Below are 14,280 nucleotides of genomic sequence, written 5' to 3' on the forward strand. Positions count from 1 at the left end.
ATGCCACTGATCGGCCCCATCCTCGACGACCGCACCTTCGAACAGCTGCGGGACGAGCTGGTCAAGCGGATCCCGGTGTACGCCCCCGAGTGGACCGACCACAACGCGGGCGACCCGGGCATCGCCCTGCTCGAACTCTTCGCGCACCTCGGAGAGTCCCTGCTCTTCCGCTTCAACCAGATCCCCGACACCACCAAGGTCGCCTTCCTGCGGCTGCTGGGCGTGCGGCCGCGTCCGGCGCTGGCCGCCCGTACCCTGATCGTCCTGGAGACCGAGCGTCCCGAAGGGGTCCAGGTGCTGCGCGGCGCCGAGGCCCGCGCCGGCGCCGTCGTCTTCGAGACCGGCAACGAGGTGGTCGCCTGGCCCCTGGAGGTCCTCGCCGTCGGCAAGACCGCCGCCCCCGTACCGCCCGCCGAGGGGGGCGGCCGGACCGCGACCGAGCACCGGCGGCGGGACGACGCCGTCGAGGCACTGCCCTTCGCCGAACGCGAGCGGGCCCGGAGCGGGGCGGCGCCCGTCCTCTTCTACGTCACCACCGCGGTCCCCGCCGACCCGCTCGCCGAGGACCCGCCCCTCGACGTCGCCACGACCGTCGACCAGTGCCTGTGGATCGCCCTGCTCGGGAAGAACACCACCGACCCCCGGCAGCTGCGCGGCCAGACCCTCTTCATCGGCGTGGTGCCCGACGAGGAACTGCCCCGCCCCTTCGACCTCGTGGCCCGCGACCCCCACGACCCCACCCGGCTGCGCGCCGGCGATCTGGCGACCGCCCCGCCCGGCTTCCTGTGGGAGCTGTGGAACGGCCCCGGCGAGGCCACCGCCTTCACCCCCCTCGCCGTACTGGGCGACACCACCCGCGGACTGACCACGGCCGGAGTCGTCAGCGTCGCCCTCCCCGGCGCCTTCCCCACCCACCCCCCGGCGCAGAGCAGTCCGGGCGGATCCGGCGCCCCGCCGCCGCTGGACGACGAGAAGCTCGCCGCGCGCGTACTGGGCTGGCTGCGCGTACGCCGCCCGGCCGGCGAGAACGACGCGATCCACCGCATCCGCTGGGTCGGGGTCAACGCCGTCGGCGCGGTGCAGTCCCGCACCGCGGCCCCCGAACTCCTCGGCACCGGCACGGCCGACGCCGGACAGGCCTTCCGCCTCGCCCTCGGCCCGGTGGTCCCCGGCAGCGTACGGCTGGAGGTGGAGGAGGCCGACGGCTGGCGCCCCTGGACCGAGGTGGAGGACTTCGCCACCAGCGGCCCCTTCGACCGCCACTACACCCTGGACCCCGAGGCCGGGCTCGTCCGCTTCGGCACCCGCTGCCGGCTGCCCCAGATCGGCGAGCGGATCCGGGTGCTCTCGTACCGCTACGGCGGCGGCTCCGCCGGGAACGTACCCGCCGGCGCCATCGGATCACTGACCGGGGTCGCGGGCGCCAAGGTCCGCAATCCGCTGCCCGCCACCGGCGGCGCCGACCCCGCCTCCCTCACCGACGCCCTGGACGCCCTCCCCGCCGAGGTGCACCGCCGCGACCGGGCCGTCACCGCCGAGGACTTCCGGGCCCTCACCCTCGAAGTCCCCGGCGTCCGGCGCGCCGAGACCCTGCCCCTGCTGCACCCCGACACCCCCACCCAGCCCGCGGCGGGCGTCATCAGCGTGCTCGTCTTCCCCACCGAGGACCTGCGCGACCCGGGCGCGCCGCTGCCCGACCTCGCCCTGCTGCGCCGGGTGGCGGCCCATCTCGACCCGAGGCGCCTGGTCACCGCCGAGCTGTACGTCATCCCGCCCACCTACGTGGACATCGCCCTCTCCGTCGGCATCCGGACCCGGGAGGGCTACCAGCCCGACGCCGTACGCCGCTGGGTCGAGCTGATCCTGCGCCAGTACCTGGCCCCGCTGCCGCCGTACGGGCCCGAGGGCGGCGGCTGGCCACTGGGGCGGGCCGTGCGCCGCGCGGAACTGGAGGCCGTGGCCGTGCAGGTGGAAGGGCTGGAGTACATCGAGGAGGAGCTGCTGCTGGCCCGGCGCGGCGAAGCGGGGGCGGGCGGCCCGGGGGCCGGCGGCGGGGCGTGGACCGCGCTGCCCCTCGTACCGCTGCGGCCGTGGGAGGTCCCACGGCTCGCCGAGATCACCGTGGTCACCGGCAGCCCCCTGCCCGTGGGCACCGGGTACGGGGAGCCGGCGCCGCCGCCCGGCGACCCCACGCCCGTCGTCGTACCGCTGCCGCCGGAGGTGTGCTGATGCACGGGGACCGAGACCTCGCTGTGCTGGCCGACCCGGATCAGTGGGCACGCTGCCGCCACGAGTCCACCGCCCTGCTGGATGCGGGCGGGGTCTGCCTCGGCTGGGAGCCGGAGGAGGGGCCCGGCCCCGCGCCCGGGCCGGGCGGCCCCTCCGGACACGGGCCCGCGGGGCTCGCCTTCGACCGCTGGGGCCGCACCTACCGCTCCTTCCCGCGCGCGGGGCGCGTCGAGGTCACCTCGGCGGCTGCCCCCGTCGGCACCGCCGCCCCCGCCCGTGCCGCGTCGGCCGCCCCTGCCGTGTCGGCAGCGCCCGCCGCCCCTGCCGCCTCGGCCGGGCCTGCCGCCCGTGCCGCGTCGGTCGCCCGTGCCGCGTCGGCAGGGCCCGCCGCCTCTGCCGCGTTGGCCGGGCCTGCCGCCCCTGCCACCTCGGCCGCCCCTGCCGTCCCGGCAGCCCCCGCCGCCCCGCCCCCGCCGCGGGGCGCGCCGCACCGGCCCGGTGTCCTGTGCGTCCCGCGCGGCCTCGCCGTCGACGGCGCCCAGCGGCTCTACATCGCCGAGTCCGGCGCCGGCGCCGTCCACGTGGTGGACCTGTGGGGCGAGCGGCTGCTGCGCCGGATCTCCGTACGCGACGCCGCCCACCCCAGTCGGCGGCCCCTCGACGTCACCGCCCAATGCGACGGCGCGGTCGTGCTGCTCACCCGGCCCGCCGGCCTCGCCGTCCTCCAGGGCCGCCGCGGCCCGCAGCGGGGGCCCGCGCTGCGCCGCCCGCCGGGCGCCGACGGACTGCGCCCCACCCGGATCGCCGCCCGCGCCGGGCACCTCCACGTGCTGTGGACCGACCCCTCGGGCACCCGGGCGGTCATCGCCCGTACGGACGGCAGCCGCGCGCTGGTCGTCCCGTACGCGTCCGACCTCGACCTGGCGGCCGACGGCACCCTGGTCGTGGCGCGCGCCCCCGGGCAGCCCTTCCGCCGGTTCAGGCCTGACGGGGTCTCCTGGTCCGAGGCCGAACCGCTGCGGGCACCGGGCTTCGACGGCGGCGCCCTGTCCATCGACCCCGACGGGCGGATCGCCTTCACCACCCCCGCCGGGACCGGCCGCACCGCCGGGCCCGCCGCCCGCTACACCCCTGCCGGCAGCGTCCTGTGCTACCGGCTGGACGCGGGCGCCTACCGCACCCGCTGGGGACGGCTGTTCCTCGACGCCTGCCTCCCGCCCGGCACCGAGGTACGCGTGAGCTTCCTGTCCGGCGACGAGGACACGGTCCCCGACCCGCTGCCCTGGTCGCCACCCGCCCGCGGCGGACGTACCGTCCGGCACCCGGACCTCACCCCTCCGCTGCCTTCGCGCGCCAGGATCGCCGCACAACTGCCCCCGTCCACGCCGCTGTTCAAGCGGCCCACCGGCCGGGAAGGGCCCTGGGCCCAGATCGCCCCCGACGACAGCTACGAGACGTACGAGACACCCGTGCACGCCCCGCCCGGCCGCTACCTGTGGATCGTGCTCCGCCTCACCGGCACCCGAAGGCTCACCCCCCGCGTCCGGGCCCTGCGCGTGGAACGCCCCGGGCACCGGCTGCCCGCCCAACTGCCCAGGTCCTGGAGCAGGGAGGAGGCCGACGCGGCGTTCCTCCAGCGGTTCCTCGCCCCGGCCGAAGGGCTCCTGCACGAGCTGGACGACCGCGCCGCCCTGCGCACCCTGCTGCTCGATCCCATGGCCACCCCGCAGGAGGCCCTCGGCTGGCTGGCCGGCCTGGCCGGACTGGCGCTCGACCGGCGCTGGCCGGTACCGGCCAGGCGCGCCCTGATCGCGCAGGCGTACGACCTGTTCCGCATCCGGGGCACCGTGGCCTGCCTCGAACGCATCCTCCGGCTCTACCTCCCCCTGCCGATCAGCGTGGTCGAGAACTGGCGGACGCGCGGCCTGGGCGGCGCGGTGCTCGGCACGGCCCCCGGCGGGCCCGCCGCACCCGCCGTGGGAGGCGGCGCGAGCACGGCCGGGGCCCTCGGCCGCTTCACCGTCGGCGGCACCCGGCCCGGAGCGGACGGCTACACCGCCACCGCGCACCGCTTCAGCGTGCTGATCCCCGCCACCCTGCGCCCCGAACAGCTCGACGTCGTCCGGGCCGTCGTCGAGACCCACAAACCCGCCCACACCCTGGTGGACCTCTGCCCCCTGGGCGCGGGCATGCGGATCGGGCGCACCCTGCACCTCGGCCTCACCTCCGTGGTCGGCCCCGGCGCCGCGTGGGGGCCCGCCGTGGTCGGTGCGTCCTGGGTGGGCGGGGACGGCGTCGTGGGTGTGCCCGCTGCCGGGGCTCGTGTCGGCGAGACGTCCGTTGCCGGGGCGGTGAGGGTCGGATGAGTGGTCCCGCCGTCGTGATCGACCGCCTGTCGGCGACCCTGCGCCACCTCGCGGCCGCGCCGCCGCCCGCCGCCGACCGGCTGCGCGGACCGCTGCGCCACGCGGTCGGCGGGCAGCTCGAAGCGGCCCTGCGCGCCCTGCGGCTGCCGCCCGGGCGCTGGTGCCTGTCCCGTCTCGACCTGACCGTGCCGCTCGACCTGGCCCGCCCCGACCTCGCGCTCGGCCAGGACTGGTCCCGGGCCGTCGCCGCCGCGATCGAGCGCACCGTACGCGAGGGCGGCGGCGCCGTCGTGCACTACCGGCACGACCTGGAACTGCTCGCCGACGCCGTCGCCGGCCTGGCCGGCGGGCGGACCGAACGGCTGTGGGCCTGGCGGCAGACCGGCGCCGTCCGCCCGGAGGACCCCTCGCCCACCGCTTCGCCCGGCGCGGCCGTCCTCGCCGTGCTCGACCGGCACCCCGAACACGTCGCCCCGGCGGTGCTGCGCGCGGCCGAGGAGTGCGGACTGGCCGCGCTCGACCGGGTGTTGGGACGCGGCGGCTGGCGCCACCTGGCCAGCACCCTGGCCCCCTTGCCCGGCACTTCCCCAGGGGCGGACAGCCCGGCTGCCGGGCCGCCGGAGCCGTGGCCGGCCGGGGGCTCCGGCGCCGCCGCGGACCCGGCCACCCGGGAGCTCGCCCGGGCCCTGCTCGCCGGATCGCGGCTGGCCGCCGTGGTACGGGAGACCCGCCTGCGCCCCGGCGAAGCCGCCCTGGCCGCCTGGGCGTTGCTGGTCGCCGCGGAAACCGATCCCGCGTCCCTGTACCGGCCGGCGCGCCCGGGGCTGGCCCGTCTGCTCGCCGAGGGGCTGCGGGGCCCGACCGGAGCCCCCGAGGGCTCGCCCATGCCCGTACCAGCCCCACGCGGGCCGCAGCCCCCGGCGGAGGACGGCAGCCGGCCCCGTCCGCCGGAGCGTCAGGCCGAGGCGTCGGAGGCCGAGGCCACGGACCGGGGCGGGGCCCCGGCCCCGTCGTTGTCGCCCCGAGCCCGTACGGCCGCGGCCGCGCCCCCGGCCCGGCCCGTTCCGGAGCCGCGCCGGGCGGCCGGAGCGCCGGGCGCGCGGCCGACCGTACCGGCGCGGGCGAGGGACGCGGGGGAGCCGGGGGAACCCGAACGGCGGACGCACGGACCCGCTTCCGAGGGCGGCGCCGCCACCTCCTGGGCCGGCCTGCTCTTCCTGCTCGCCACGGCCGCCGACGCCGGCCTCCCCGCCCGCGCCCAGGACGAACCCGCCCTCGCGGCACGGCCCTTGCCCTGGGTGCTGCACGCCGTCGGCCGCGCCCTCCTGCCCGCCGCGGCGCCCGACGACCCGGCGCTGCTCGCGCTCGCCGGCCTCGGCCCCGCCCGGTCCGCCCTCGTCCTCGGCGCCCCGCCCCCGACCCCGACCGAACGCGCCGTCGTCGCCGCACTAGCCGCCCACTGGGCCCGCACGACCACCGCCCGTCTCCACGCCACCGCCCCGGCCACAGCCGCGTCCGCCCCGGTCGACTCCTACTCCGCCGGGCCAGTTGCTGCCACATCGGCCGTCTCCGCCCCGGCAGTCGCGGACCCCGCCGGGCGAGCGGCCGCCGACCTGGCGGTCCCCGACCCGACCGTCCCCGGTCCCGCAGGGCCGGCCGCCGCCGAACCGGCCGTCCCCGCCCCGGTCGACTCCTGCCCCGCCGGACCAGCTGCCGCCGCACCGGCCGCCCCCGCCCCGCCCGGGCGAGCCGCCGACCCAGCCGTCCCCGGCCCGGCCACTGCCGCACCGGCCGTGCTCGACCCCGCCGGGCCAACCTCCGCCGAACGAGCCGTCTCCGCCCCGGCCCTCCCCGCCCCCGCCGGGCCGGCCGCAGGCGACCCCGTCGCCGTCGTGGCCGCGCTGGCTCGTCGGGGCGGGCGGATCGTCGCCGAGCCGGGGTGGATCGAGGTGCGTCTCGCTGTCGCCGACGTCGATGTCGCCGTCCGCCGGGCCGGGCTCGACCTCGATCCAGGCTGGGTGCCCTGGCTCGGTGCGGTCGTGAGGTACGTCTATGTCTGAGCGCGTCAGCCACGACCTCTCCGCGCGGGCCGCGGGCGTCGCCCTGCGCCTGGCCGAACTGCTGGAGTCGACCTGTAGCCAGGAGGCCGGCGGCGACGCCTCGGGCTTCCTGCGCGACTGGGCCCGCGGCGCGGCCGGCCGCGCCGAACGGGTCCGCGGCACGCCGCCCCTCACCGGCGCACCCCTCGACCGGCTCGCGCAGCGGCTCCGCATCACCCCGCTGGAAACCGAACTCGTCCTCCTCGCAGGGCTGCCCGAGGAACACGAGGGCCTGGCCGCCACCTTCCGCGCCATGCACCCCGGCGGCGAACCCCACCCCGGCGTGGGCCTGGCCTCCCTCCTCGTCGACCGCGCCGCACGCAGGAAGCCGGTGGGCGGGCGCGTGTACGGCACCCGGGCGCACGGCCAGCCCCCGGACCGGGTGGCCCTGCGCCGCCTGCTCCACGAGGGCGCCGCCGTACGCGCCGGAGTGCTGGTCCTGAAGGGGGAGGGGCCCTTCCACGAACGCTGCCTCACCCTCGCCGACCAGCTGTGGGAGGCGCTGCACGCGTATCCCGCCTGGCCCCGCTCCCTGGAGGAGGTGGACCCCGGCCCGCCGGTCGCCGGACTCGACGGCTGGCTCGCGCTGCCCGAGACGGCCCGGGCCGTAGCCGCCCTGCGCTCGCTCGAATCCCGCGTCCTGCTCGTCACCGCCCGGGACGAGACCGTGGCGCTGAGCCGGTGCGCGGCGCTCGCCGCAGCCGCCGGCCTCGGCGTCGCCGGAGCCCGGGCCCGGGCCGAGGACCCCGGGGCGGTGGCGCTGCTGGGACTGCACGCCGCCGTACGGGGCGCCGTACCCCTGCTGGTCGCCGTACCGCCCGCCGGGGGCGCGCCGCCGCTGCCGCCCGCCGCCCTGCGGCTCCCGGGCCCGCTGCTGCTGTGCGCCGCGCCCGGCGCCGTACGCCCCGGGCCGCAGCAGCCCGTACTGACCGTGCCGCTCGGGCCGATCGGCGTGGAGGACCGCCGTAGGGCCTGGCGCGCCGCGCTCCCCGGGGCCCGGGAGCGCGCGCCCGAACTGGCCGCCCGCCACCCGCTCGACCCGGCGCTCACCGCACAGGTGGCACTGGACCTGCGCAGCCGGGCCGGTCTGGCCCCGGACGGTATCGGCCAGGACCCGGCGGAGCCGGACGTGTCCGGGGCGATCCGGGCCCGGGCGGGCGCGCTGCTGCCGCCGGGAGTGGAACTGGTCAGTCCGGGCGCCCGCTGGCCACGGCTGGTGCTGGCGGAGGAGGCGGAGGCCCAACTGCGGGACGCCGTCGCCCGGTTGCGACACCAGGCCGTCGTGCTGGACGACTGGCGGCTGCGCGAGGCGGCCCGCGCCGCCGGCGGAGTACGGCTGCTGCTCACGGGCCCGCCCGGCACCGGGAAATCGCTGGCGGCGGAGGTACTGGCGACCGAGGCGGGGCGGGACCTGCTGGTGGTCGACGGTTCCGAACTGATCTCCAAGTACATCGGCGAGACGGAGAAGAACCTCGCGTCGTGCTTCGAGGTGGCCGAGCGCACCCAGGCGGTGTTCCTGCTCGACGAGGCCGACGCGCTCTTCGGCAGCAGGACCGAGATCTCCGAGGCCAACGACCGCTTCGCGAACATGGAGACCGCCTACCTGCTCCAGCGGCTGGACCGCTTCGACGGTCTGGCCGTGCTGACGACCAACCTGCGGCAGAACATCGACGCGGCCTTCATCCGCCGGATGGACTTCGTCGTGGAGTTCCCGCTCCCCGACGACGCCGGGCGCCTGCGGATGTGGGAACTACACCTGCCCGCCCGCCTGTTGGCCCTGGACGTCGACCTCGAAGCGCTGGCGCGCTGCTACCCGGTGCCGGGCGGCTGGATCCGCAACGCCGCGGTCGGGGCCGCCTTCCGCGCCGCCGACGACGGGAGCGCGGTCCACCAGGACCACCTCGTCGACGCCATGCGGCGCGAGTACGGGAAGGCGGGCCGCCCGTTCCCCGGCGCCCCGCCCGGCCGCGGCGGGGCGGACACGGACCCGCGGGCGGCCCGGGCGCTCGCGGCGGCACGGACCACCGGCCCTCCCGGGACGGCCGCCGCCCCGGACACCGTGCACGACAGGCCCACTGAGAAGGAGAGATCATGACGGCGCTCGGCACCGGCAGCACCCCGTGCGGCTGCGGCGGCGGGTCCGCCCCGGACCTGCCCGACACCACCGTGCACGGCTGCGGTCCCTGCGGTCCGGGACCCTGCGCCGGGGAGGAGTTGCCCGTCAACCCCTTCCTCGCGCTGCGCGTGGCCTTCGGGATGCTGCTCGGCGAGGACGACTTCCGTGTCCTGATGGGCAATCCGCGCGGCAAGCACATGCTGCACAACGCCTGGCTGCACGGCCCGGGCGTGGTGTGGGGACTCGGCGTGGAACGGGACGGCGACGAACTCAAGGTCCTGCCCGGCCTCGCCGTGGACGGACTGGGCCGGGAGCTCAGCCTGGACGCCTCCTGGTGCCTGTCCCTCACCGAATGGGCCGCGTCCTGGATCGCCCGGTACCCGCCGCAGGAAGAGCCACAGGAAGAGCGGCAGGCAGACGCCCGGCCGGACGGCGGGCACCGGCCCTGCCCGCCCCAGCCCCCGCGCCGGACGGTCAAGGCCTGGGTGCTCGCCGAGTTCGCCCCCTGCCCGGACCGTCCGGTGCCCGCGCTGGCCGACCCCTGTGACGTCACCCGCCGGCACGACGACTTCTCGCGGGTCGTCGAGACGGCGCGGATCACCATCCGCCCCTGCGCCCCCGATCCCTGGCGTCCCTACCACCGCCTACGGGTCCTGCTCGGCCTCGACGCCGCCGAACCCGGCGACGCCGCCGGCCAGGAGGCCCTGCGCGCGGCGGCCGAAGTGGCCCAGGCGCCCGCGCACTCGCGGGCGCGCGCCCTGCTGCGGGCCTTCCGGTGGCTGGCCGCCAAGGACGCCACCGAGCAGCGGCCCCAGTGCGCGGAGGGCGACGCCTGCCCGCCCTGGGCGCCCGTGACGGAGGAGCACGCGGCGGTGGTGCTGGCGCGGCTGACCGTCGAGCTGACGGAGTACGACGCGTGTGTGCGGATCGGCGGGGTGACGGTGGACCCGGCCGTCCGCACCGCGATCCTGCCCACCACCACCGTCCAGGAGCTGGTGTGCGGCCTGGCGCCCGGACTGATCGGCTCCGGGGCCGAGGAGGACGCGGGCGGCCCGCGCCTGATCCCCGCCAGCCTGACCTGGGAACGGGAGAACACCCGCCTGACCTTCGAGGTCACCGCGCCCCTCGCCGCGGGCTCCGCCGAGCCCGAGGGCGTGGAGATCACCTCGCTGTCCGCACAGGGGCGGGGCTGGGCCACCGACGAGGTCGCGGCGGTCCGGCTGTCCCCGGACCGCCGCCGGGTGTGGGTGGACCTGGACCAGCGGCCCGCGTACGAGACCGTACGGATCCGGGTCCGCGGCACCGGACCGAAACCGCTCTACGGAGCGGCCCCGCACCACGTGCCCTTCGCCGGGCTCGTCGGCGGCCCGCCGGGCACCCGCCACGAGGGGCACGACGCCGTCGTCACCACCGACATGCCGCGCGAGTCGGCCGCTGGGAGGACCGAGGAATGACGATCACCGAAGGAAGCGCCGGGGCCGACGGCAGCGCCGCGACCGCGGGCGGTGGCATCGAACGGCTCAACGCCTTCGACGGGCTGTTCCTGCGCGCCGAACACCTCAACCGCATCCAGGACTACGCGCGCGAACTCGCCCTGGCCGTCGGCGAGGCGGGCGGACCCGGGGTGGTCGAGGGGTACGAGGTCACCCTGCGGGACGGCACCCTGCGGGTCGGCGGCGGGCTCGCCGTGACGGCGGGCGGGCGGCCGCTGCGCTCCCAGCGGCTGGTCACGCTGCCCCTGTCCGGGCTGCGGCCCGGTCCCGACACCTTCTGGTGGGTCGAAGCGGTCCCCGAGGCCTGGCCGTACGGCGAGGCGCCCGTTCAGGGTGCGTACTGCGACGACCCCTGTTCCGGCGCGGGCACCACCCGGCGGCCCTACACCGCGGAAGGGGTGCGGATCAGTCTCACCGAGGCCACCGAACGGGGCCTGGACCAGCGCGAGCCGGAGCTGCGGCGCAACTGGCTCGCCTCCCGCCTCTTCGCGGCCGAGCGCACCGAGCACTCCCCGTGGCCGTACGGGACGGCCGCCGCCGACCTGCCCCGGTCCTGGGCCCCGCCGGGGACCGCGGGCAAGCCCGAGGCGGTGCGGCTGGGGGTGCTCCTCCCGCAGCCCGCCGGGCTCGACGCCTGGGAGGCCGACATCTGGGCCGCGCGCCGCGACCGGGGCGCGCCCCCGCCGCAGCGGCAGTGGCAGTCACGGCTCGGCATGCGTCCGTGGGACGTCTTCGTCGCGCAGATCCTGCAGTTCCAGGCCCACTTGGCGCAGCTCGTGGAGGCTCCGGCGCAGCGGACGGAGTCGGACCTGGCGCCGCTGCTGGAGCAGTTGGCGAGGATCGGCAAGCAGACGTTCCTGCAGAGCCATACGAAGGACCAGCTGGGCCGGGAGCTGGCGCAGCTCGTCGAGGGCATCGACGCCGGCGAACTGATCGCGTCCGCCCCCGTCCGGCAGGGGCCGTACTCGCTGGTCCGGCTGGGCATCGAGGAACTGCCGCCCGCCGGCTACCTCCCGGTGTGGGGCGGTGGCGGGGAGGAGGTGCTCTCGCTCGATCAGGTGAGGACCTGGCTGGAGCCGTGCCGGGACCTGCGGTGGTGCGCGTGCGCTCCGGCCGACGTCGCCCAGGCGGTCCAGGAGGCCCAGCACCGCGACCGTATCCGGCTGGACGGATCCGCCGACGTGGACGTACTCGTTCCGGCCGATGAGCAGGGCGAGCCCCTCACCCGGTGGGTGGCCTTCGTCCGGCGCGATCGGCGGCGGTGCCGGGAGCCTCGGGAGGAGGACGGCCGGACGGTGGCCCGTCACCCGGACGGGGGTGGCGCCCAGGAGCCGGGGGAGGCCCGGGAGGAGCCCGGTTCCGGTGCCGGGACAACTGATCCCGGGGCGGCCGGATAGTCGCTCTCGGTGACGGGTAGGTGACGTACCGCGCATAGCATCTGCGGGCCTGGGTTTCTAGCAGGAGGACCGCCTGTGAATCCTCATCCGCAGTTCTTCGAGTCGCCGGTCAGGGTTCCCGGGCAGGGGGACGCGCCGGCCCTGCACCTCCTCGGCGGGCCGCGCGTGGTCCACCAGGGGAGACGGCTCGACGTGCCGGAGGGGAGCAAGCGGCTGCTCGCCTTCGTCGCGCTGAACGGCGGGCGGGTCGAACGCCGCCACGCGGCGGGCACGTTGTGGCCTTCCGGCGACGACCTGCGGGCGGCGGGCAACCTGCGGTCCGCGCTGTGGCGGCTGAAGGCGGCCGGGATCGACCTGCTCGACTCCGACAAGTGCTCGCTCTCCGTGCGCGAGCACACGGTCGTCGACCTGTACGTGCTGTACGGCTGGGCGAGCCGGCTCATCAGCGGGAACGCCGCGAGCGAGGACCTGTGCGCCCTCAAGTGGCGTACGGACGCGCTGGATCTGCTGCCCGGCTGGTACGACGACTGGGTCCTGCTGGAACGCGAAAGGGTGCGGCAGCGGCTGCTGCACGCCCTGGAGGCGCTGAGCCGCCAGCTGTCCCGGGTGGGCCGTCACGCCGAGGCGGTGGAGTCCGCGCTGGTCGCCGTGAGCGCCGAACCCCTGCGCGAGAGCGCCCAGCGCGCGCTGATCGAGGCGCATTTGGCGGAGGGGAACCTGGTGGAGGCGCTGCGCAGCTACGACGCCTACCGCGGCCTGATCCGGCGCGAGCTCGGTGTGGAGCCGGGGCGCGAACTCTCGTCCCTGATACGCCGGTTCTGCGAGTCCGCCCGCAGCCCCGTACGACAGGGAGTGGCCGGCCGGGTCTGAGGCGGAGGGTGCGGTCAGTGCCCGGAGTGGGAGCCGGTCGGGGAGCCGGTCGGCGCCGCCGCGGTCGGGGAGCCGCTCGGAGAGCCGGTGGGAGAACCGGTGGGGGTGTCGGCGGGAGAGCTGGCAGGGGGATCGGCGGGGTGTGCGGTGTGCGCGGAGCCGGACTCCAGGGAGCCGCCGAGCCGCCCGCGCAGCGCGGTCAGGGCCTCTGCGGACGGGGCGGTGACGACCCAGCGGTTCCCCACCAGGTAGGTGCCCCCGTAGGCCTGGGCCTCGGTCAGCCAGTCCCGCAGTCCCCGGTCGGCGGTGAAGGTGGCCATGCGGAAGGAGCTCTGCCCGCTCTGGCACCCCCCTTGCCGCAACTCCTCGGCCTCCACACTCAGTTCGGCGGTACAGCCGATGGCGGCGGCGATCTCCTCGATCGAAGCGGCCTTGGTGTCCGGGGCGGCCGGGGCGGCCGGGGCGGCCGGGGCGGCGGGGGCGGCCGGAGTGTCCGCCGCCTTGGTTCCGGCGCAGCCCCCGTACAGCAGCGCGGCGCACAGCGCGGCGAGCGCCGCACGCGCGGGGCGGATGACGAGGGTCCGGCGGTCCGGCGATGCCATGGCGACCTCACAGAGGGGGGTGGGTGAGCGGCCGTGGCGCCCGGGAGGGGAGGAGGCCCGGGCGCCACGTGTAGGGGGGGCGGATACCTGTCCGCCGGCGGAGATGGCCTAGGAGACCTTCGCCTTCTTTCCCTTCTCGGTGACGGCGAACCAGAGGCCCTGTTTGTTGTGGCCGGTGATATCGCCGGGCTTCGCGTCGCCGGTGAATGAATAGACCGGCCAGCAGTCGATCGTCAATTGTTCCGTTCCGTCGGGCCGCTTCACCTTGCCGATCAATTCGTCGGCGATTCCGTTTACCTTTGACTTGTCCACCGGTGCGGCGGGCTTCCAGGTGTCCAGGCAGGCGCCGACGCAGCCGATCTTCATCGGCCAGGCGCTGTCCTTGTCGAAGCGGTACAGCGTCCGGCCCTCCGCGTCCGCGACGACGTGGCCGAGGGTGGCGTTCGGGTTGACGGAGAGTTCGGCCTCCTCCTTCGGCTCCTCCTTCGTCTCCTCCTTCGGGTCCGGGGCCGGCTCGGCCTTGGCGGCCGCGGCCGGCTTTCCGTCCGGGCCCAGCGCGTGCCAGGTGCCGCCGACGCCCTCGCCGAGGGTGTCGCCCGGCTTGGTGTCCTTCGCGTAGCGGTACACGGGCCACCCCGCGAGCGTCAGCTGCCGGGTGCCGTCGGCCCGGGCCACCGAGCCGAGGAGGCCCCCGTCGATGCCCTCGCCGGCCGTGGCCTCGTCCGCCGCCACCGGGGGCCAGGCCGTGGCGCAGTCCCCTTCGCAGGCGGACTTGGGGGGCTTGGGGGTGTCCTTGTCGAAGCGGTAGAGGGTGAAACCCGCGCTGTCGGTGACCGTGGTGCCCAGGTCCGCGACCTGCTGCGCCTTCAGCTGCCCGGCCGGTCCCGACCCTGCCCCACCCGCCGGGGCGGCGCCCGGGTTGGTGCCGTACCCCGAGCCCGCCCCGTAGGCGTCGCCCGAGCCGTCCGCGGCACCGAGCTGCTGGCTGCCGCCCACCGGCACCACCGCATTTCCCGCTCCGGAGGGCTTGTCGGCGGTTCCGCATCCGGCCGTCAGCAGAAGTACCGCGACCGCCGACCCGGCGAATATCCCACGACGCATTCTCTTC

Annotated in this window: 9 protein-coding genes; 7 read left to right on the plus strand and 2 right to left on the minus strand. The window is 77.0% G+C overall.

Features of this window, described 5'->3' with window-relative positions; genetic code table 11:
• From AB0D94_RS03500 to AB0D94_RS03530, 7 genes are all read left to right on the plus strand, one after another.
• The gene (locus AB0D94_RS03500) at positions 1 to 2,229 is read left to right on the plus strand and encodes a putative baseplate assembly protein (RefSeq protein WP_362044878.1); all 2,229 of its coding nucleotides are present in this window, start codon (positions 1 to 3) and stop codon (positions 2,227 to 2,229) included.
• Positions 2,229 to 4,595, plus strand: coding sequence for a phage tail protein (locus AB0D94_RS03505; RefSeq protein ID WP_362044880.1), 2,367 nt, complete (start codon positions 2,229 to 2,231; stop codon positions 4,593 to 4,595). The genes AB0D94_RS03500 and AB0D94_RS03505 overlap by 1 nt, the downstream gene beginning before the upstream one ends.
• On the plus strand, positions 4,592 to 6,655 hold the full coding sequence (locus tag AB0D94_RS03510) for a hypothetical protein (RefSeq protein ID WP_362044882.1): 2,064 nt from the start codon (positions 4,592 to 4,594) through the stop codon (positions 6,653 to 6,655). Before AB0D94_RS03505 ends, AB0D94_RS03510 begins: the two co-directional genes overlap by 4 nt.
• Positions 6,648 to 8,789: an ATP-binding protein gene (locus AB0D94_RS03515; protein WP_362044884.1), complete on the plus strand. Its 2,142-nt coding sequence runs from the start codon at positions 6,648 to 6,650 to the stop codon at positions 8,787 to 8,789. The genes AB0D94_RS03510 and AB0D94_RS03515 overlap by 8 nt, the downstream gene beginning before the upstream one ends.
• Positions 8,786 to 10,264, plus strand: a complete 1,479-nt coding sequence (locus tag AB0D94_RS03520) for a hypothetical protein (RefSeq protein WP_362044886.1) — start codon at positions 8,786 to 8,788, stop codon at positions 10,262 to 10,264. Before AB0D94_RS03515 ends, AB0D94_RS03520 begins: the two co-directional genes overlap by 4 nt.
• The gene (locus AB0D94_RS03525) at positions 10,261 to 11,700 is read left to right on the plus strand and encodes a hypothetical protein (protein ID WP_362044888.1); all 1,440 of its coding nucleotides are present in this window, start codon (positions 10,261 to 10,263) and stop codon (positions 11,698 to 11,700) included. The genes AB0D94_RS03520 and AB0D94_RS03525 overlap by 4 nt, the downstream gene beginning before the upstream one ends.
• Positions 11,701 to 11,775: 75 nt before the next feature.
• Positions 11,776 to 12,570: a BTAD domain-containing putative transcriptional regulator gene (locus AB0D94_RS03530; protein WP_362044890.1), complete on the plus strand. Its 795-nt coding sequence runs from the start codon at positions 11,776 to 11,778 to the stop codon at positions 12,568 to 12,570.
• A gap of 14 nt (positions 12,571 to 12,584) precedes the next feature.
• Here the strand turns inward: AB0D94_RS03530 and AB0D94_RS03535 are convergent, their stop codons facing one another.
• Together AB0D94_RS03535 and AB0D94_RS03540 are read right to left on the minus strand one after the other, a co-directional pair.
• A complete protein-coding gene (locus AB0D94_RS03535; RefSeq protein WP_362044892.1) occupies positions 12,585 to 13,172 on the minus strand; it encodes a hypothetical protein in 588 nt (195 codons plus the stop codon).
• Positions 13,173 to 13,280: 108 nt separating this feature from the next.
• Positions 13,281 to 14,273 carry an SCO0930 family lipoprotein gene (locus tag AB0D94_RS03540; protein WP_362045047.1) on the minus strand — a complete coding sequence of 331 codons (993 nt, stop codon included), beginning with the start codon at positions 14,271 to 14,273 and terminating at the stop codon, positions 13,281 to 13,283.
• Positions 14,274 to 14,280 lie beyond the last annotated feature (7 nt).

It is taken from the genome of Streptomyces sp. NPDC048255, from assembly GCF_040652415.1.
GTDB lineage: Bacteria > Actinomycetota > Actinomycetes > Streptomycetales > Streptomycetaceae > Streptomyces.